An 18,288-nucleotide genomic window follows, 5' to 3' on the forward strand; every position below is an offset into this window, starting at 1 on the left:
CCTATGGCTGAAGAACGCGCGCAATTTGCTTTTGTTCCCGAATACGTGATCACAGTTTCAAAAGATTTCTTTGTCCGGTGCTGCGGCCTGGGCGGAAGACCGGCAATTGATCGCTGTTACCGCGTGCCGGGTCGCCAGTAAGCGTGCTGCACCCTGTTGTCGCTGATTTTCCGCCCGTGTCGGGGGCAGGGCCAGATACTGTCTGAACAGCAACAGGCCGGGCACAATGGCCCGGCCTGTTGTCTCGATTGCAGTCGCCTTATTTGTTGGCGACGGTGATCAGCGGCGTGATGCGGCGGATGGTAACGCGACGGTTTTCGCGTTCTGCCGACTCGGTGCGGATCTTGAGATAACGTTCGCCATAGCCCTGGGTAGCCAGGTTTTCCGGCGGCACGTCGTAGAAGTCGGTCAGGATGCGCGCCACAGTGGCAGCGCGCAGATCGGACAGCTGCAGGTTGGAGATTTCCGAGCCCACCGCGTCGGTATGACCTTCGATGAGGAAGGTTTCGCCGGGGTTGCGGTCGAGCAGCTGCAGCATGGCATTGGCGACATTGGACAGGGCACCAACCTGGTCACGGCTGATGGTGGCGGCGCCGGTGTCGAATGTCAGACCGCCCACTTCGAGCTTGCGCACGCTGTCGCGGACGCGGGCCGAACGCTTGACCTCGTCGATGGAATAGAGCCGGGCAACCTGCTCAACCGGTGGCTGGCTGAAGAAGACCTGGACTTCATTCTCGTCGGCATATTCAGCATCCAGCACGTAGTCCTGCACCGGAATGTTAAGGCTGAGCGGGGGCAGGTCACGACCCGGGTCACGCCATACATTGAGGTCGTTGTCATAGCGATCGTCAAAATAGGCGAGCACATATTCGCGGCCATCGGGATCAATGCGCGAGCGACGCAGCACGTCGCCATAGCGATTGCGGACGGTGACGATCTGGCTGCCATCGGGACGGGTGATGGTTTCGCGCACGCGGCCATTGCTCAGGTTTTCGTAGAAGATTTCGTCTTCCTGGGCATTGTAGAAGCGGTCGGTATCCTGGCCGATCGAGTTGACGATCAGCTGCGAGCCGATCTGCAGGATCACCTGGGTGATGGCCTGACCCGGATCGAGAGGCTGCAGAACGCCGGTACCGGCCGCCTGGCCAGTTGCTACGTCAGCCGCCTGTTCGGTGATGACGTTGTTCTGCTGCTGGCCGATCGTGGCGCCGGTATTGTCGATATTGGTGGTGTTGTTATTGGTGACGGTGGTCTGGTTGATGATCGTCACGTTCTGTGGCGTCGTCGGCTCCTCAAGGGCGGCGGCCTCAACCATCAGGCCTTCCTCTGCGGTGACGGCCTGGATGTCCATGGCCTCGAAGCGGGCCTGCGAGCTGGCATCGTCGGTCGGTGCCGGTTCTGCAGCGACTTCAGGCGCCGGCTGAGCCGATGCTTCGCCCTCGACCGGCGCTTCGGGATCCTTGGCGCTGTCGAGCACGGGGGCGACCTGCTCCTCGGTCACGCCTTCTGGCAGGGCCTCTACCTGTTCCACAGGCTCTTCGGCCGGTGCGGCTGGGTCGACGGCTGCTGCGGGCTGTTCCATATTGGGGACGGCCGGCAGTTCCAGGCCATAATTGGCCAGGCATGCGGTAACGTCAGCCACGCCAGCCTGGGCGCAGAGGTCAGCGATGGCCTGCTGGGCAGCCGTCATCTGGGCCTGGGCGGCAGCCTGGTCGCCACCGGCCATCATGTCGGCGATGGCGGCGTTGTAGAGATCGACCTGGACCTGCAGCTCGGCGCTGATGTCCATGGTGGGCGCAGCAGCTGGCGCCGCCTCTTCAGCCGGAGCGGGCTCAGCAACGGGTGCGGGTTCTTCAGCCGGGGCTGGTTCTGCAGCGGGTGCTGGTTCTTCTTCTGCAGTGGCTGCAGGTTCGGCAACCGGGGCTGGCTCTTCAACCGGAGCGGCCTCTTCTGCAACGGGCGCAGCTTCGGGCTCTGGCGCGGGCTCGGCCACGGGTTCAGGCGCGGGCTCGGGAGCGGGTTCCGGTGCGGGCTCGGGCGCAATTTCGGCGGCAGGCTCGGGGGCTGCCTCAGGGGCAGGCTCGGCAGCCGGTGCTGCTTCCTCTACGGGTGCAGCTTCAGCCGGAGCGGCCTCTGCAGGGGCCGGGGCAGCCGGTTCAGCCGCGACGGCGGCATTGGCCTCGACGGCCGCGATGCACTCCTCGATGCTGACATAGCCGGCAACGATACAGGCCTCGGTGAAGGTGCCCTCGGCAGCAGCAAGGGCAGCGGCGTCGCCTGATGCCTGTGCAGCTGTATAGGCCTGATAGGCAGTGACAAGGTCACCGTCCTGGGCACGGGCGGTCATCGGCAGCATGGCCATCAGGCCGATGCTGGTGCCGGTAAGAAGCCAGTTTCTAAGGCGCATTGTTTTTTCCTTTAAGTCGATTGGCGATTGGGCCAAGCATCGCGGTGGCAGTGTGAATGCAGTCTGAATGGATTCAGTGCACTGCGATATGATGTGACAATCCCGCAAGGCCAGAACGCCTGGGGTTTGCCATGGTTCCCTGCCCTGGCGCGTCATCACAGGCGCGGCGATAGTGGCGCGAATGCGGCATGCCGAACGAATTGGCTTGTGGTTGCGCTGTTGAGGCGGGCGTTCCCGTGCTAGGCCCAAGGGATGCAGCAAGCCATCGACACCATCATCATTTCCACCCAGGGCCAGGGACTGTACGAATTTACCCGTGCGGTGCAGGACTTCGTCAGCGCCGCTGACGTGGCAACCGGACTGCTGACCCTGTTTGTCCGGCACACCTCCTGTTCATTGCTGATCCAGGAAAACGCCGATGACGACGTCAAGACCGATCTTGACGGGTTCTTTGCGCGCCTGGTGCCGGAGGGCATGGACTGGCTGGTGCATACCACCGAGGGCGCCGACGACATGCCGGCCCATATCCGGGCAGCGCTGACGCAGACCTCGATCGGCGTGCCGGTCAGCCATGGGGCACCGGTGCTGGGCAACTGGCAGGGCATTTATCTTTATGAGCACCGCCGCCGACCCCATCGGCGCGAGGTGGTGCTTCACCTTATTGGAGACCGATAGTGGATCTGGTGGCGCAATACTGGCCGTTCGTGGTGGGGCTGATGATCACGGGTGTATGCTCGGGCGTTGCGGCGGGACTGCTCGGCATTGGCGGCGGGGCGATCATCGTGCCGGCGCTGGCGACGGCCCTGTCGGCCATGGGCTATGATTCGGAGCTGGTGCAGCACGTGGCGGTCGGCACCTCGCTGGCGATCATCATTCCGACCGGCGTGGTCAGCGCGCGCTCGCACTACAAGCGCGGTTCGCTCGACAGTGCCGCGCTCAAGCTGTGGCTGCCGTTTATCGTGGCGGGGACATTCATCGGCGGGCTGATGGCCGGCCTGTTCTCGGGCGACGTGCTGCGCATCGTGTTTGCGGTGATGGCCTTCATCATCGCCGGCAATATCGTGTTCGGCTTCCAGACCAGGCTGATGGGCCATCTGCATGGTTCGGCCCTCACGCACCGGATCTCGGCCAGCGTGGTCGGCTTCATCTCGGCGCTGATGGGGATCGGGGGCGGTTCACTGACGGTGCCGACGCTGGTGGCCTTTGGCGCCACCATGCACACGGCCGTGGGCACCTCAGCGGCCATCGGCGTCGCCATTGCCGTATCGGGCACGCTGGGATTTGTGATCTCGGGCTGGGGCGTGGCCGGCCTGCCGCCGCTCAGCCTGGGCTATATCAATTTGGTGGCGCTGTTGCTGGTGGCAGTGCTGGCGGCGCTGTGCGCGCCGCTGGGCGCGGCGCTGGCACACAAGCTGGACCAGAAGACGCTGAAATATGTCTTCGCGGGTTTTCTGGTGCTGGTCGGCCTGAACATGCTGTGGAAGGTGCTGGCCGGATAAGGAGGGTTGGTGGGGACGGATTGACTACGGAGGACCGTCCCCACCGCCCAAGCCCCCTCAATGAGGGGTATTGGAACGTTTATTTCGTACCGTCGTCCAGGTCCCACTGGACCTTGACGTTGATGGCAAAGCTCAACTCGCCGGCTTCGACCGGTACCGGTGAACCCGCGGCCATCTCGGCTCGCGCATACATGGGGTATGGCTGCGGCTCATTGAAGCCCTGGGTCTCGGAAATCGAGACAATATCGTCCAGCGTGCCGCCGGCGGCTTCGGCGTAGAGCGCGGCCTTGGCGCTGGCGTCGGCGAAGGCGGCCTTGCGCGCCTGGTTGTAGAGTTCGCCCGGATCGGCCACCGAGAAGCTGACGCCGTTGACGGTATTGGCGCCCACGGTCACCGATTTATCGAGAATGGTGCCCAGGGCATCGAGCTGGCGCACCTTGACGGTGACGGTGTTGCTGACCTGATAGCCATTGATCTTGGGCGGCAAGGTATAGCCATTGGCGTCGCGCTGCTCGGAATAGACATAGTTGGGATTGACCGAGAACCCCGAGGTCTGGATGTCGCGCGCCTCGATGCCGGCCTGCTTGAGGGTGGCGATCAGTTCGGCCATGGCAGCGGTATTGGCGTCGAGCGCCTCACGCGCGGTGGCGCCCTGGCTGGTGACGCCCGAATTGATCATCGCCATGTCCGGCGCCGCAGCAACTTCGCCGCGGCCTTCAATGGTGATCGTGCCGGCCAGGGCGGGCAGGGTCAGCCCGGTGAGCAGGACGAAGGGAATGAGGGCAGCGAGGTGACGCATTGAATAACTCCGTGAGTTGATCGCGGGGACTAATCCCCATCCATTGCGTCAGTATTACGGCACGGATGAACCTGGGTTGAACGGCGCTGTGGATGAAGCGTTCACGATACGACTTCTTATAAGTATGATTTATTGCCACGCTGCGCTTGCATGGTGCAGCACGGCTGGGGTAGTCACTGCGCTAGTATTTCAAGGCAGCAAGATGAGCGACATGGATTATCCGGACGGCATTCTGGTGGGTCGGGCGCGCGTGCCGGGCCATGATCACCCGCGCATTGTGACGGTACGCGATGGCGACCTGTTCGACATCACGGCCAAGGGCCTGGCCACGGTGCGCGACATTGCCGAGAGCGGCCGGGCGGCAGAGCATGTGCGCAGCGCGCCGGGCGTGTCGCTGGGCTCGGCCCAGGCCGTGCTGGCCAATAGCCTGGCGGCCGATCATGATGCCAGCGTGCCGAGCCTGCTGTCGCCGATCGACCTGCAGGCCATCAAGGCTTCCGGGGTGACCTTTGTGGTGTCGCTGCTCGAACGGGTCATCGAGGAGCAGGCGCGGGGCGACAAGTCGCGTGCTGATGCGCTGCGCAGCGAAATCCTCGACCTGATCGGCATGGATCTCAGCGAGCTGGTGCCGGGGTCGGACGCGGCCATCAAGGTCAAGGCGGCGCTGATGGAAAAGGGCGTGTGGAGCCAGTATCTCGAAGTGGGGATCGGGCCGGACGCGGAGATTTTCACCAAGGGCCAGCCGATGAGCGCGGTGGGTTATGGCGCTGAAGTGGGGCTGCATCCGAGTTCGAGCTGGAACAATCCCGAGCCCGAAGTGGCGCTGCTGGTGACCAGTGCGGGGGCCATTATTGGCGCCACGCTCGGCAATGACGTCAATCTGCGCGACGTGGAAGGCCGCTCGGCGCTGCTGCTGGGCAAGGCCAAGGACAATAATGCCTCGGCTTCACTGGGGCCATTCGTGCGGCTGTTCGACGGCGATTTCACCCTGGAAACCATCAAGCAGTCCGAGATTGCGCTGCGGGTGGAAGGCGAAGACGGCTTTGTGCTCGAGGGCCATTCCTCGATGAGCCAGATTTCGCGCACCCCGGAATCGCTGGTGGCCGCGACGCTGGGCGCGCATCATCAATATCCCGACGGGCTGGTGCTGTATCTGGGCACCATGTTTGCGCCGGTGCAGGATCGTGGCGGCGCCGGCATGGGTTTTACCCACAAGCTCGGCGACGTCGTCTCAATCTCGACATCCAGTCTGGGTACCCTGTCCAACACAGTGAACCTCTCCACCAAATGCCCGCCCTGGACCTATGGCAGCAGCCATCTGCTGCGCGACCTGGCCAAGGCAGATCTCCTTTAGTCTCCTCCCGAAAGGCACCAAAAATGGCTGAAATTTACAAGAACCTCATCAATGGGGAATGGGTTGGCGGCGACGGCGTCGAGAACATCAACCCCTCCAATATCAGCGAAGTGGTCGGCGTTTACGCGCGGGGCACCGTCGAAGACACCAAGCAGGCCATTGCCGCAGCCAAGGCGGCGTTTCCGGCCTGGTCGCGCTCGGGCATTCTCGAACGCCATGCCATCCTGTCCAAGACCGCCCAGGAAATCCTGGCGCGCAAGGCCGAACTGGGTGAACTGCTGAGCCGGGAAGAGGGCAAGACCCTGCCAGAAGGCATTGGTGAAGTGACCCGTGCGGCGCAGATCTTCGACTTTTTTGCCGGAGAAGTCCTGCGGCTGGCCGGCGAAGTGCTGCCATCGGTTCGGCCCGGCGTGGGCGTGGAGATCACCCGCGAGCCGATCGGGGTGATCGGCATCATCACGCCGTGGAATTTCCCGATTGCCATTCCGGCCTGGAAGATGGCGCCAGCCCTGGCCTATGGCAATACGGTGGTGATCAAGCCGGCCGATCTGGTGCCGGGGTCAACCTGGGCGATTGTCGACATTCTGCATCGCGCCGGCCTGCCGCATGGCGTGGTCAATCTGGTGATGGGCAAGGGCTCGGTCGTCGGCCAGACCATGCTGGACAGCAAGGACGTCAATGCCATCAGCTTTACCGGCTCGGTGGGCACAGGCAAGCGCGTGGCCACAGCCTCCATCGAGGTGGGCCGCAAGTTCCAGCTGGAAATGGGCGGCAAGAACCCGACCGTGGTGCTGGACGACGCCGACCTCAAGGTGGCGGTGGAAAGCGTGGCGCAGTCGGCCTTCTTCTCGACCGGCCAGCGCTGCACGGCATCGTCGCGGGTGATCGTGACCGAGGGCATTCACGATGCCTTCGTCGACGCGCTGTGCGAGCGCACCAAGAATCTGCGGGTGGGCGATGCCCTGGCCAAGGATACCGAAATCGGCCCCGTGGTCGATCCGGGCCAGCTCAAACAGGATATGGACTATATCGCCATTGGTCAGGCCGAAGGCGCCACCCTGCGGGTGGGCGGCAATCGGGTGAACGCCCCGACGGAAGGCTATTTCCTGCAGCCGACGCTGTTCACCGAGGCGACCAACCAGATGCGCATCAGCCGTGAAGAGATTTTTGGCCCCGTGGCCTCGGTCATTCGCGTCAAGAACTATGAAGAAGCGCTGGCGACGGCCAATGACACCGAGTTCGGCCTGTCAGCCGGCATCGTCACCACCTCGCTGAAATATGCGACGCACTTCAAGCGCAATGCCGAAGCCGGCATGGTGATGGTCAATGTGCCGACAGCGGGCGTGGACTTCCACGTGCCGTTCGGCGGTCGCAAGGGCTCCAGCTATGGCCCGCGCGAGCAGGGCAAGTATGCGGCCGAGTTCTTCACCGTGGTCAAGACAGCCTATACCGCTGCCGGCTAAGCCATATCGGCCGCAGACACATTCCGGACGGCCCCTGGCGCAAGCCAGGGGCCGTTTGTCGTTGCCGCGCATGGTGAAGGCGGGCGGCTCAGGCGATGGCGGTGATCTCGAATTCCTGGGCACCCAGGCTGACGACGTCGCCGACGGCCCGGTCGAGCAGAACGCGGGCAACAGGCGAGACATGGGAAATCGTGCCGGTGCCCGGCTCGGCTTCGTCCTCGCCGACAATGCGATAGGTTTGCACCCGGCCGTCGGCGCGACGGAAGGTGACCGTGCTGCCAAAGGCCACCGTATCGGTCGCGGCCGGCTCGGGCATCAATTGGGCGGTGCGGACGCGCTCAGCGTAATAGCGCAGGTCGCGCAGCGGAATGGCCGCCTGACGGCGGCGCTCATTGACATCGCTGACGGTGCTGGCGGCATCATAGGCCAGGCGAGCCTGTTCGAGGGCCTGCTGCAGTGCCCGCAGACCGGCTTCGGTCACCAGATTGGCATGGCTGGAAATCGGGCGATCGGGCAGCAGCGTTTCCGCAGCCGTTTCGGCACTGTCTTCCTTGGTAAAGGCAACACTCAAAGCTTGGCTCCATGGCGACGCGGTCGGACAGGCCGAAGGCCAGTCCGGGGGCGGCGATGCTTGATTGCAGATGACGGGTCAATGTAGGGGAGGCGGGAGAGGTTGCATAGGCGGTATGGAAAGCGCGAGCGGCTTGTCAAACCGGCCAGTCTGGCCCAAGACGGGGTGATGCCGTCTGCCACGAGAATGAGAAATGACTGACAGACCCGCCATACTGGCGCCGTTCAAGCATGAGACCTTCAGGTTGTTGTGGACCGCCACGCTGGTGTCCAATCTGGGCGGGCTGGTGCAGTCGGTGGGTGCCGGCTGGATGATGACCACGCTGACCGACTCGCACAATATGGTGGCACTGGTGCAGGCGTCGACCACGCTGCCCATCATGATCTTCTCCCTGGCTGCCGGCGCACTGGCCGACAATTTCGATCGCCGCGTGGTGATGATGATCGCGCAGGGCGGGATGGCGCTGGTGTCGCTGCTGCTGGCGGTGCTGGCCTTCATGAACCTGATGAGTCCCTGGCTGCTGCTGTCGCTCACGTTCATGATCGGCGCCGGGACGGCATTGTTCAATCCGTCCTGGCAGGCGTCGATGGGCGATATCGTGCCGCGCAGCGATCTGCCCGGCGCGGTGACGCTGAACGCCATGGGCTTCAACATGATGCGCAGCGTCGGCCCGGCAGTGGGCGGGCTGATCGTGGCGCTGGCAGGCGCCGCAGCGGCGTTTGCGCTCAATGCGGTGACCTATCTGCCGCTGATTACCGCGCTGCTGCGCTGGAAGCCGGAGCGGCCCGCCAACCGCCTGCCGCGCGAAGGCTTTGGCAGTGCCATTCTGGCCGGCATTCGCTATGTGTCGCTGTCGCCCAGCCTGACCACGGTGCTGTTCCGCAGCTTCCTGTTCGGGCTGTCCGCCGTTGCGGTTCTGGCGCTGCTGCCCTCGGTGGCGGCGGAGTATGTGCGCGGCGGGGCGCTGGCCTATGGCACCCTGCTGGGCTGCTTCGGTCTGGGGGCGATTGGCGGCGCGTTCATCAATGGCCGGGTGCGCGAGCTTTTCAGCAATGAGTGGATCGTGCGGGCGGCCTGTATCGGTTTTGCGCTGAGCTGCGCGGGGTTGGGGTTCAGCCGCGACCTGATCCTGAGCCACGCCGTGCTGGTGCCGGCGGGGGCGTGTTGGGTGCTGTCGATGAGCCTGTTCAACGTATCGATCCAGCTGTCATCGCCCCGCTGGGTGGTGGGCCGGGCGCTGTCGCTCTACCAGACGGCGACGTTTGGCGGCATGGCGATGGGCAGCTGGCTGTGGGGCGTCAGCGCCGACGCGTTCGGGATTGACTGGGCGCTGGCCATGGCCGCGCTGGTACTGGTGCTTTGCGCGCTGGTGGGGTTCATCCTGCCGCTGCGGGAGTTTGAATCGCGCGATCTGGGCCCGCTCAACACCTTCAACGAACCGGTGTTGCGGCTGAACCTGACCCCGCGCAGCGGGCCGATCATGGTGATGGTCGACTATCGCATTGCCCAGGATGACATACCCAGGTTCCTGGCGCTGATGACCGAGCGACGCAAGGTGCGGCTGCGCGACGGAGCGCGGCAATGGGCGCTGCTGCGCGATCTGGAGCAGCCTGATCTGTGGGTGGAAAGCTACCATGTGCCGACCTGGGTGGATTATGTGCGGCATAATCTGCGGCGCACCAAGGCGGATGCGGAGAATTTCTTGGCCTTGCGGACGCTGCACCAGGGCGATGGCCCGCCACAGGTGCACCGGATGATCGAGCGGCAGACCGTGCCGCTGGCCGACGAGACGCCGCTGCGCAGCGTGCCCGAGGTTTAGAGGCGGAGGGGGGCGGGCGCCCCCTCCTAGCCTCCCCCTGAAGGGGGAGGGACAGATCGGGGGCCCGGAAGCCTCAGGCGACCTGGGCGAAGCGCTCATCGAAGGCATAGCCGGCGCCGCGGACGGTGCGGATGGGGTCGGTTTCGCGGCCGCGATTGATGGCGCGGCGGAGGCGGCCGATATGGACGTCGACGGTGCGCTCGTCGACATAGACATCATTGCCCCAGACGCCATCGAGCAGCTGCTCGCGCGAATAGACGCGGCCGGGATGGCGCATCAGATATTCGAGCAGGCGGTATTCGGTGGGGCCGAGATGAACGTCGCGGGCGGCGCGGCGAACGCGGTGGGTGGTGCGGTCGAGTTCGAGATCGCCGACCTTGAGGGCGGCAGTGACCAGATTGGGATTGGCGCGGCGCAGCAGGGCGTGGATGCGGGCGATCAGCTCGGGCACCGAGAAGGGCTTGACCACATAGTCGTCGGCGCCGGTGGCCAGGCCGCGGACGCGCTCTTCCTCCTCACCGCGTGCGGTGAGCATGATGATCGGCACGCGGGCGGTTTGCTCGCGGGCGCGCAGGCGACGGCACATTTCGATGCCGGAGATTTCGGGCAGCATCCAGTCGAGCAGGATCAGATCGGGCAGCTTGTCCTGAATGGCCTGGGCGGCTTCGTCGCCGGTTTCGGCGGTGACAACGCGGAAGCCCTCGGCTTCGAGATTGTAGCGCAGCAGGATGGCGATATCGCCTTCGTCTTCGACAACGAGAATGGTAGCGGGCATGGGTGCAACCCCGTTTTAGGACAAAGGAAGGCCGGTTTGCCTGGTGAGGCCGGGAAGTGATCCGCGCGCTGTCACCATGCTAGCCAATTGGGCCGAAATGTTCCGACGGATCGAATGTCATGTTACGCCTTGATCTGGGTGCGATGCAGTTCCTGGATATCACTGGTGAGCTGTTTGCCGGTCTGCAGGTAATAGGCGTGCTCGGCGATGTTGGTGGCGTGGTCGCCAATGCGTTCGAGGTTCTTGGCGCAGAACAGCAAATGGGTGCAGGGCGTGATGTTGCGCGGATCTTCCATCATGTAGGTGAGCAGTTCGCGGAACAGCGAGGTGTACATGGCATCGACTTCGTCGTCGTGGTTGCAGACCTGGATGGCGGCGGCCGCGTTGCGGCTGGAATAGGCGTCCAGCGAATCCTTGATCTGGCGCAGCACCAGGGCCGTCATGTTCTTGACGCCATTGTAGAAGGTGGGTTGCAGGCTCATACCTTCGAGCTTGAGCGAGCGGCGGGCCAGTTGCTTGGCCATGTCGCCGACGCGTTCGAGGTCGTTGGCGACGTGGATCGAGGTGATGATGGCGCGCAGGTCCGAGGCCATGGGCTGGCGGCGGGCAATCATCGAGACGGCCATGTCGTCGATATTGCGCTGCATGTCGTCAATGCGCTGATCGGCGATGATGGTCAGATCTGCCAGTTCGCGATCCAGCTTGAGCAGGGCCTTGGTGCCGTTCTCGATGGCGAGTTCGACCTGGCCGCCCATCTCGGCGATGGATTGGGCCAGCTGGATCAGCTCGTCGCTATAGGCGGTAACGATATGGTCGGTGCCGGTGGCGGGCATGGCAGTCTCCTCTTATGTCCGTGCGGGGATCAGCCGATACGGCCCATGATGTAGTCCTGGGTCTGCTTGTGCTCGGGGTTGGTGAAGATGTCTTCGGTGACGCCTTCCTCGATCAGCTTGCCCAGATGGAAAAACGCGGTCTTCTGGGAAACCCGGGCGGCCTGCTGCATCGAGTGGGTGACGATGACGATGGTGTAGTTCTCGCGCAGTTCGTCGATCAGTTCCTCGATGATGGCGGTGGCGATGGGGTCAAGCGCCGAGCAGGGCTCGTCCATCAGGATGACTTCGGGGCCGACAGCGATGGCGCGGGCGATGCAGAGGCGCTGCTGCTGGCCGCCGGACAGGCCGGTGCCGGGCTCGTTGAGGCGATCCTTGACCTCTTCGAACAGGCCCGCCTTGCGCAGCGAGGAGACCACGATCTCGTCGAGATCGGTCCGCGAGCGGGCGAGGCCGTGAATCTTGGGGCCGTAGGCGACGTTGTCGTAGATCGATTTGGGGAAGGGATTGGGCTTCTGGAACACCATGCCGATACGGGCGCGCAATTCCACAACGTCCAGATCGGGATCGTAGATATTGTCGCCGTCGAGCTTGATGGTTCCACCGACCGAGGCGCCTTCGATCGTGTCGTTCATGCGGTTGAAACAGCGCAGGAAGGTCGACTTGCCACAGCCCGACGGGCCGATGAACGAGGTGACCGCGCGATCGGGGATGTCGATGGAGATGCCGAACAGGGCCTGCTTGGCGCCATAATGCACGGTGACGTCGCGCGCGGTGAGGCGGATCGGGCGATCAAGGACATCGGTGGGGTTCATGGTGGCATCCAGAGGTTGATTTGTTTTCTTAACCTTGCCGGCGAGCATATCCATAATCAGTGATCCTTCGGAAGGTGCAGACGACGGGGCGGAGGCGACTGTTACCAGCGCCGCTCAAGGCGTTGACGCAGAACTATCGCAATTGCATTCATGAGGAGCAGGAAGCCCATCAAAACCAGAATTCCTGCGGAGGTACGGGATACAAAGCCGCGCTCGGGGCTGTCAGCCCAGATATAGATCTGGGTCGGCAGGGCGGTAGAGGCGTCCAAGACGCCGCCTGGGGGGCTGGTGATGAAAGCGTTCATGCCAATCAGCAGCAGTGGGGCCGTCTCACCCAGGGCCTGGGCCAGACCGATAATGGTGCCGGTGAGAATGCCGGGGAGGGCAAGCGGCAGCACGTGGTGCCAGATTACCTGCTGGGGCGAGGCCCCCATGCCGTAGCCGGCCTCGCGGATGGAGGGTGGCACGGCCTTGAGCGCGTTGCGGGTGACGATGATGATGGTGGGGAGGGTCATCAGCGCCAGCACCATGCCACCGACCAGCGGGGCCGATCGGGGCAGGCCGAAAATCTGCAGGAAAACCGCCAGGCCGAGCAGTCCGAAGACAATGGAGGGCACCGCGGCGAGGTTGTTGATGTTGACCTCAATGATATCGGTGATGTGGTTTCTGGGAGCGAACTCCTCCAGATAGATGGCCGCGAAGATGCCGATCGGGAAGCTGATCAGGAAGCAGACCAGCAACGCATAGAAGGAGCCGGTGATGGCGCCAGCCAGGCCGGCGATTTCGGGAAAGCGGCTGTCGGCGTTGAAGAACAGGCCCCAGTTGAACGGGGTGCTGACGCGGCCCATCTCGTCCAGCGTGTCAAACCAGACGATCTGCTCATCGGTGACGCGGCGGTTTTCCTCGATGGTATCGCGGCTGATATTGCCCTTGTGAAGCTGATCGTAGATGTCGGCAGCGGGGATTTCCATGGTCAGCGTGCCGCCGATCACCGAAGGGTCCTTGACCACGGCATCGCGCACGAAAAACTGGGTGTTGTTGGTCAGTATCTGGGAAATCAGCCGGGCCTGGGCAGGGGTCTCGGAAGGCAGCAGGGCGCTGACGCCACTGCTGACTATGGCACGGTAATTGCCGGCCGCCGGATCGGCAGCATCGACATGTTCCGCGGAAATCGGGAAGTCGACGCGGATATGTGTCTGCACAAAGGCGGAATAGCCACCAAGGATCAAGGTGAACAGGAGTATGCCGAGCAACCCGATGGCACTGGTAATCGCCGCAATGCCATAGATGCGCAGCCGGGCATCGGCCGCGTGCCGGCGCGCGCGCAGCCTGGCGTATTCGGCCTTGGAACTATGAACACTTGGCGAGATCGTTGCGTTGGACATATTCGGCCTCAATCGTACTGTTCGCGGTATTTGCGCACGATAGTGAGCGCAACGATATTGAGCCCGAGCGTCACCAGAAAGAGCACGAGGCCAAGCGCGAAGGCCGCCAGGGTCTTCGGGCTGTCGAACGCGGTATCACCGATCAGCAGGGTAACAATCTGCACGGTGACGGTGGTCACCGAGTCGAGGGGATTGACGTTGAGCGTGGCAATCAGGCCTGCGGCCATAACGACAATCATGGTTTCGCCAATGGCGCGGGACAGGGCCAATAGCAGGCCGCCCATAATGCCGGGCAGGGCTGCCGGCAGCAGAACCTTGGTCATGGTTTCGCTGCGGGTAGAACCCATGGCCAGCGAGCCGTCGCGCAATGAGCGCGGCACGGCGCGGATGGCGTCATCTGAGAGGGAGGAAATAAAGGGAATGATCATGACGCCCATAACCGCGCCGGCGGCCAAGGCCGAATTGGGCGAAGCTGCGATGCCCAGCAGACTGCCAGCATTGCGGATGGCCGGGGCAACGGTCAGGACGGCGAAGAAGCCATAGACCACGGTGGGCACACCGGCCAGGATCTCCAGGATCGGCTTGACGATATTGCGGACGCGCTCGGAGGCGTACTCGGTCAGGTAGATGGCGGTAAACAAACCGATCGGCGTGGCCACCAGCATGGCGATAGTGGCGATGACGATGGTGCCCAGAAAGACGGGGACCGCGCCAAAGGCCCCATTGCCGGCAATCTGATCGGCGCGAATGGCGATCTGGGGTTCCCAGCGCAGGCCAAACAGGAATTCGTGCAGCGGCACCAGGCGGAAGAATTCGATGCTTTCATAGACCAGCGAGGCGATGATGCCCAAGGTGGTCAGAATGGCGGCCACCGAGCAGGCGATCATGACGCCGGACGTGAAGCGTTCCACGCCATTGCGCGCCCGGAAGCGGGGGCTGAGGCGGGAATGGGCGAAGAACATGGCCAGCAGCATGGCGGCCACGACGACGACGACCATCAACCAGGACGCGATCTGCTGCCAGCGGACCAGCGTCTGGGCAGCGGCGCTGATCTCTGCGGAGGGTTCACCAAACAGCCGGCCGGCAGCCACGTTCTTGATTTCGGAGAGCAGCAGGCTCTGTTGAGCGGGGCTCGAGGCGTCCAGTGTCGCCTGTGGCAAGGTGGTCAACAGGAGATTGTCGATGACCGTGCCCTGCGCCATGATCCAGAGCAGGAGCAGCATCAGGGCCGGCACACCCACCCAGACGGCGACGAAAGCGCCGTGATAGCCGGGCAGCGAATGGGTCGAGGCGCCATTGGCGGCGGCAAAACGGGTACCGGCAGACCGGCCCGCGAAAAAGGCCACCAGTGAAAACACCACAATAGCCAGGAACAGATATCCGACCACGTCCAGGCCTCCGGAGCGAAACAAGAGGGAGGAAGCCGGGGCGAACCCCGGCTTCCAGAGAGCTTACTCGTAGCGGGTGAAGTGCGTGCCCGAGGCGACGGCTTCACGGGTGGTGTCGCGCTCAGCGGCAGGCAGCGGGATCAGGCCGCGCTCGGAGAGGTAACCACCTTCACCGAAGGATTCTTCCGACACGTATTCGGTGACGAATTCTTCGAGGCCGGGGATCACGCCGCGGTGTGCGTTCTTGATGTAGAAGAACAGTGGGCGCGACACGCCGTAGGAACCATCGGCAATGGTCTCGGGGGCGGGCAGCACGCCATCAACGGCGACGGCCTTGAGGGTGTCGCTGTTCTCATACAGGAACGAGTAGCCGAAGATGCCCAGGGCATTGGTATCGGCATTGAGACGCTGCACGATCAGGTTGTCGTTTTCACCGGCCTCGATGAAGGGGCCGTCCTGGCGCATGCGCTCGCAGACGTCGTCCTTGGCATCGCCTTCGAGAGCGGCGATGGCTTCGAACTCTTCGCAGCCTTCAGCCATGACCAGTTCGACAAAGGCGTCGCGGGTGCCCGAGGTCGGCGGGGGGCCGAACACGGTGATGGCGGTATCGGGCAGCGAAGCGTCGATCTCGGACCACTTGGTGTAGGGATTGTCGACGATTTCGCCGTCAACGGCGACCTGGGCGGCAAGCGCCTGGAACAGCTGGGCCTTGGTCAGGTTGATCTCGGGGCCCTGGTTGGAATGGGCAACCGACAGACCGTCATAGCCGATCAGCACTTCGGTGACCGAATCCACGCCATTGGTCTTGCACAGCTCGAATTCCGATTCCTTCATGGCGCGCGAGGCGCCAGTGATATCGGGGTGGTCGGTGCCGACGCCGCCGCAGAAGATCTGCATGCCGCCGCCGGTGCCAGTCGATTCCACGACGGGAGCGGGGTTGCCGGTCATGGCGGCATACTGCTCCGACACGGCCTGAGTGTATGGGAAAACGGTGGACGAGCCGACGATGCGGATCTGGTCACGCGACTGGGCGAAAGCTGCTGGGGTGCCGAACGCGGCGAGCGCGATCACTGCAGCACTGGCGTAGAGTGCGGTCTTCATGGAGTTTCCCTTTCGGAATTCGGTGCAAACCTGACGAGCCAATCCGGAAGATCATTCCCCCGGGCCGCCCTTTGACGAGGCCGACCATATGGGGGGCGTGCGACAGTTTTATTGCATGTAGATGACGCGTTTGTGACAGATTATAGCGTTGAAAACAAAGCGTTATTTAAGGAACGAGGCAAAATTTACCGCGCTGGCGGCGGATCTATTGTGACAATCGCGGCGGGGCGTGCAGACTCAGTGCCCAGGGGCCGGTCCCGTCCAGCCGCCAGTCTAATCCCCGATTGTGACAGCGCTATTATGGCCGGCCCGGCGGGCTGGACGGCGCCTTCAGCGCAGCAGGGGGCGCACTTCGGCCTGCACCTTGCGCATCAGCGGCAGGAAGTTGGCGATCATGTGCGAGGTGGAGGCGCGCGCGGTCTGGGCGCCAATATTGAGCGCAGCCACGGTCTGCCCCCCGGCATTGAGCAGCGGCACGGCGATGGAACACAGGCCCAGCTCAAGCTCCTCATCAATGACGGCAAAACTCTGGGCGGCCACGACGGCCAGTTCGGTGGTGATGGCCGCCAGATCGGCCTTAGTCTTGGCGGTGTAGGCGATCAGGTTGGAACGGCCCAGAATATCGGCGGCAAGCGGGGCGGGCAGGGCGGCCAGCATGATGCGCCCCATCGAGGTGCAGTAGGCGGGCATATGAGCGCCTGCACCCAGATTGATCGACATGACGCGGCGATGCGCGGCGCGGGCGATATAGAGAATCTCGGTATTGTCGAGAACGGCGGCCGAGGAGGATTCGTGGATCTGGGCGGACAGGGCATCCAGATAGGGTTGAATCAGCCGGGGCAGCGGCGTGGCGGCCAGATAGGAGTGACCCAGATTGAGGATGCGCGGCGTCAGGCGAAAGAACTTGCCGTCATAATTGGCGTAGCCGAGATGGGTGAGGGTCAGCAGGCAGCGGCGGGCGGTGGCCCGTTCGAGGCCCGTGCGGCGGGCGACATCGGTGATCGACAGGCTGGCGTGCTCCTCGTCAAAGCACTCGATGACTGCCAGACCCTTGACCAAGCCGTTGATGATGTCGCCGTCGCGCATGCGAGCTTCCGTCACATTGGGCGCTGACCGAACACAGAGCGCCTGGCGCACAATAGGCGGCGCACCGGCAGGGGGCAATGACGTTGCCTGCCCAGACATCACTTGCGCCGGCGCGGCGTGATGGGACATGTTGCCGGTCCCTGGCGAACCATCGCCGATCATGAGGATGACCATGTCCGACGCTCTGGAAGACGCCGCACTCGCCCTGTTTGAAGCCCGCCATGCATCCCGGCCGATCACGGCTTTTCCGGCAAGCTGGGTGCCCCAGACGCTGGCGGAGAGCTATCGTCTGCAGGATGCGGTGATGCGCCATGAGGGCGCGGCGGGCGGCTGGAAGGTGCTGGCAGGGGGCGAAGGCGAGCCGATGTGCTCGCCGATCCCGAAATCGCGTTACCATGACAATGGGGCCACGCTTGATCAGGCCGGGCTGATGGTCTTTCTGAGCGAGGTGGAGGTGGCCGTCAAGCTGGGGCGGACGCTGGCCCGCAAGGCCACGCCCTATACGCCCGAAGACGCGGCGGCAGCGATTGTGTCGGTGCACCCGGCGCTGGAAATGTGCGCCAGTTCATTTACGGACGCCGCTGAGGCGCCATCGCTGCTCAAGATGGGCGATCTGCAAAGCAATGCCGCCGTGATCGTGGGGGCGCCGCTGACCCCGCCGACGACACTGGATTTTGCCAACCTGCCGATCGAGTTGCGCTATGGCGGAGCAGCCGTGGCCCAGACCGGGCAGGGCGCCTCCTGGCAGGAAATTGTGTCTGCCATTGCCTGGCTCGCCAATCACGCCATCAGCCGCGGGCTGGCGCTGAATGCGGGCGATGTCATCATCACCGGGGCGCGCCTCAAATATCCGGCGACGGGCCCGCTGGCCATCGAGGCCGAACTGGCCGGCATGGCGCCGGTGCAAGTGACGCTGCGCTAGCGGCAACTGCCGTGAGCGACCTTGGTTGGGGCCGGGACAGCGTAAACCGCTGTCCTCGGCAAACCGGCGGCCCT

At 63.7% G+C, this 18,288-nt stretch carries 16 protein-coding genes; 6 read left to right on the forward strand and 10 right to left on the reverse strand.

The genetic code is table 11. The annotated features are described in order from the left end of the window. Positions 1 to 259: 259 nt before the first annotated feature. Entirely contained in the window at positions 260 to 2,407 is a 2,148-nt protein-coding gene (locus ABFY71_RS09840; RefSeq protein ID WP_347945813.1) for an OmpA family protein, read from the reverse strand. 252 nt (positions 2,408 to 2,659) lie between these two features. Here ABFY71_RS09840 and ABFY71_RS09845 point away from each other — a divergent pair, with 252 nt between their 5' ends. After that, positions 2,660 to 3,082, forward strand: a complete 423-nt coding sequence (locus ABFY71_RS09845; protein ID WP_305579869.1) for a secondary thiamine-phosphate synthase enzyme YjbQ — start codon at positions 2,660 to 2,662, stop codon at positions 3,080 to 3,082. Beyond that, positions 3,082 to 3,906 carry a sulfite exporter TauE/SafE family protein gene (locus ABFY71_RS09850; protein ID WP_347945814.1) on the forward strand — a complete coding sequence of 275 codons (825 nt, stop codon included), beginning with the start codon at positions 3,082 to 3,084 and terminating at the stop codon, positions 3,904 to 3,906. Before ABFY71_RS09845 ends, ABFY71_RS09850 begins: the two co-directional genes overlap by 1 nt. Before the next feature lie 79 nt (positions 3,907 to 3,985). On the opposite strand, the gene ABFY71_RS09855 is transcribed toward ABFY71_RS09850, so the two are convergent. Then, on the reverse strand, positions 3,986 to 4,705 hold the full coding sequence (locus ABFY71_RS09855; RefSeq protein WP_347945815.1) for an SIMPL domain-containing protein: 720 nt from the start codon (positions 4,703 to 4,705) through the stop codon (positions 3,986 to 3,988). Positions 4,706 to 4,907: 202 nt separating this feature from the next. Between ABFY71_RS09855 and ABFY71_RS09860 the strand changes: the two genes are divergently transcribed. Together ABFY71_RS09860 and ABFY71_RS09865 are read left to right on the forward strand one after the other, a co-directional pair. Next, positions 4,908 to 6,059, forward strand: coding sequence for a fumarylacetoacetate hydrolase family protein (locus ABFY71_RS09860; protein ID WP_347945816.1), 1,152 nt, complete (start codon positions 4,908 to 4,910; stop codon positions 6,057 to 6,059). A gap of 23 nt (positions 6,060 to 6,082) precedes the next feature. Further along, the gene (locus ABFY71_RS09865; protein WP_305579865.1) at positions 6,083 to 7,522 is read left to right on the forward strand and encodes an aldehyde dehydrogenase family protein; all 1,440 of its coding nucleotides are present in this window, start codon (positions 6,083 to 6,085) and stop codon (positions 7,520 to 7,522) included. A gap of 88 nt (positions 7,523 to 7,610) precedes the next feature. Here the strand turns inward: ABFY71_RS09865 and greA are convergent, their stop codons facing one another. Then, positions 7,611 to 8,093 carry a transcription elongation factor GreA gene (gene greA, locus ABFY71_RS09870; RefSeq protein WP_347945817.1) on the reverse strand — a complete coding sequence of 161 codons (483 nt, stop codon included), beginning with the start codon at positions 8,091 to 8,093 and terminating at the stop codon, positions 7,611 to 7,613. Positions 8,094 to 8,286: 193 nt separating this feature from the next. Here greA and ABFY71_RS09875 point away from each other — a divergent pair, with 193 nt between their 5' ends. Further along, positions 8,287 to 9,912 (forward strand): MFS transporter, encoded by a 1,626-nt coding sequence (locus ABFY71_RS09875; RefSeq protein ID WP_347945818.1) that lies wholly within the window; start codon positions 8,287 to 8,289, stop codon positions 9,910 to 9,912. Positions 9,913 to 9,985: 73 nt separating this feature from the next. On the opposite strand, the gene phoB is transcribed toward ABFY71_RS09875, so the two are convergent. The 7 genes from phoB to ABFY71_RS09910 all read right to left on the reverse strand — a co-directional run bounded on the left by phoB (position 9,986) and on the right by ABFY71_RS09910 (position 17,292). Further along, positions 9,986 to 10,687: a phosphate regulon transcriptional regulator PhoB gene (gene phoB, locus ABFY71_RS09880; protein ID WP_305579859.1), complete on the reverse strand. Its 702-nt coding sequence runs from the start codon at positions 10,685 to 10,687 to the stop codon at positions 9,986 to 9,988. Positions 10,688 to 10,809: 122 nt separating this feature from the next. After that, on the reverse strand, positions 10,810 to 11,520 hold the full coding sequence (gene phoU, locus ABFY71_RS09885; RefSeq protein WP_305579858.1) for a phosphate signaling complex protein PhoU: 711 nt from the start codon (positions 11,518 to 11,520) through the stop codon (positions 10,810 to 10,812). Between the two features lie 29 nt (positions 11,521 to 11,549). After that, complete coding sequence (gene pstB, locus ABFY71_RS09890; protein WP_347945819.1) at positions 11,550 to 12,332, reverse strand: phosphate ABC transporter ATP-binding protein PstB; 783 nt, start codon at positions 12,330 to 12,332, stop codon at positions 11,550 to 11,552. Between the two features lie 101 nt (positions 12,333 to 12,433). After that, entirely contained in the window at positions 12,434 to 13,717 is a 1,284-nt protein-coding gene (pstA, locus tag ABFY71_RS09895) for a phosphate ABC transporter permease PstA (protein WP_347945820.1), read from the reverse strand. Between the two features lie 8 nt (positions 13,718 to 13,725). Continuing rightward, complete coding sequence (pstC, locus tag ABFY71_RS09900) at positions 13,726 to 15,105, reverse strand: phosphate ABC transporter permease subunit PstC (RefSeq protein WP_347945821.1); 1,380 nt, start codon at positions 15,103 to 15,105, stop codon at positions 13,726 to 13,728. A 63-nt stretch (positions 15,106 to 15,168) separates the two neighbouring features. Further along, positions 15,169 to 16,206, reverse strand: coding sequence for a substrate-binding domain-containing protein (locus ABFY71_RS09905; protein WP_347945822.1), 1,038 nt, complete (start codon positions 16,204 to 16,206; stop codon positions 15,169 to 15,171). 330 nt (positions 16,207 to 16,536) lie between these two features. After that, positions 16,537 to 17,292, reverse strand: a complete 756-nt coding sequence (locus ABFY71_RS09910; protein ID WP_347945823.1) for an IclR family transcriptional regulator domain-containing protein — start codon at positions 17,290 to 17,292, stop codon at positions 16,537 to 16,539. Positions 17,293 to 17,464: 172 nt separating this feature from the next. Here ABFY71_RS09910 and ABFY71_RS09915 point away from each other — a divergent pair, with 172 nt between their 5' ends. Next, positions 17,465 to 18,214 carry a 2-keto-4-pentenoate hydratase gene (locus ABFY71_RS09915; RefSeq protein WP_347945825.1) on the forward strand — a complete coding sequence of 250 codons (750 nt, stop codon included), beginning with the start codon at positions 17,465 to 17,467 and terminating at the stop codon, positions 18,212 to 18,214. The last annotated feature ends 74 nt before the right edge of the window (positions 18,215 to 18,288 follow it).

This window comes from Devosia alba, assembly GCF_039938915.1.
In the GTDB taxonomy this organism is placed as follows: domain Bacteria; phylum Pseudomonadota; class Alphaproteobacteria; order Rhizobiales; family Devosiaceae; genus Devosia; species Devosia alba.

Excerpts from the sequence above, each read along its gene's own strand:
- ABFY71_RS09840 (WP_347945813.1), bottom strand. The coding sequence starts at position 2,407 with ATGCGCCTTAGAAACTGGCTTCTTACCGGCACCAGCATCGGCCTGATG.
- ABFY71_RS09860 (WP_347945816.1), top strand. The coding sequence starts at position 4,908 with ATGAGCGACATGGATTATCCGGACGGCATTCTGGTGGGTCGGGCGCGC.
- ABFY71_RS09875 (WP_347945818.1), top strand. The coding sequence starts at position 8,287 with ATGACTGACAGACCCGCCATACTGGCGCCGTTCAAGCATGAGACCTTC.
- ABFY71_RS09865 (WP_305579865.1), top strand. The coding sequence starts at position 6,083 with ATGGCTGAAATTTACAAGAACCTCATCAATGGGGAATGGGTTGGCGGC.
- phoB (WP_305579859.1), bottom strand. The coding sequence starts at position 10,687 with ATGCCCGCTACCATTCTCGTTGTCGAAGACGAAGGCGATATCGCCATC.
- pstA (WP_347945820.1), bottom strand. The coding sequence starts at position 13,717 with ATGTCCAACGCAACGATCTCGCCAAGTGTTCATAGTTCCAAGGCCGAA.
- ABFY71_RS09845 (WP_305579869.1), top strand. The coding sequence starts at position 2,660 with ATGCAGCAAGCCATCGACACCATCATCATTTCCACCCAGGGCCAGGGA.
- phoU (WP_305579858.1), bottom strand. The coding sequence starts at position 11,520 with ATGCCCGCCACCGGCACCGACCATATCGTTACCGCCTATAGCGACGAG.
- ABFY71_RS09905 (WP_347945822.1), bottom strand. The coding sequence starts at position 16,206 with ATGAAGACCGCACTCTACGCCAGTGCTGCAGTGATCGCGCTCGCCGCG.
- pstB (WP_347945819.1), bottom strand. The coding sequence starts at position 12,332 with ATGAACCCCACCGATGTCCTTGATCGCCCGATCCGCCTCACCGCGCGC.
- ABFY71_RS09910 (WP_347945823.1), bottom strand. The coding sequence starts at position 17,292 with ATGCGCGACGGCGACATCATCAACGGCTTGGTCAAGGGTCTGGCAGTC.
- ABFY71_RS09855 (WP_347945815.1), bottom strand. The coding sequence starts at position 4,705 with ATGCGTCACCTCGCTGCCCTCATTCCCTTCGTCCTGCTCACCGGGCTG.
- ABFY71_RS09915 (WP_347945825.1), top strand. The coding sequence starts at position 17,465 with ATGTCCGACGCTCTGGAAGACGCCGCACTCGCCCTGTTTGAAGCCCGC.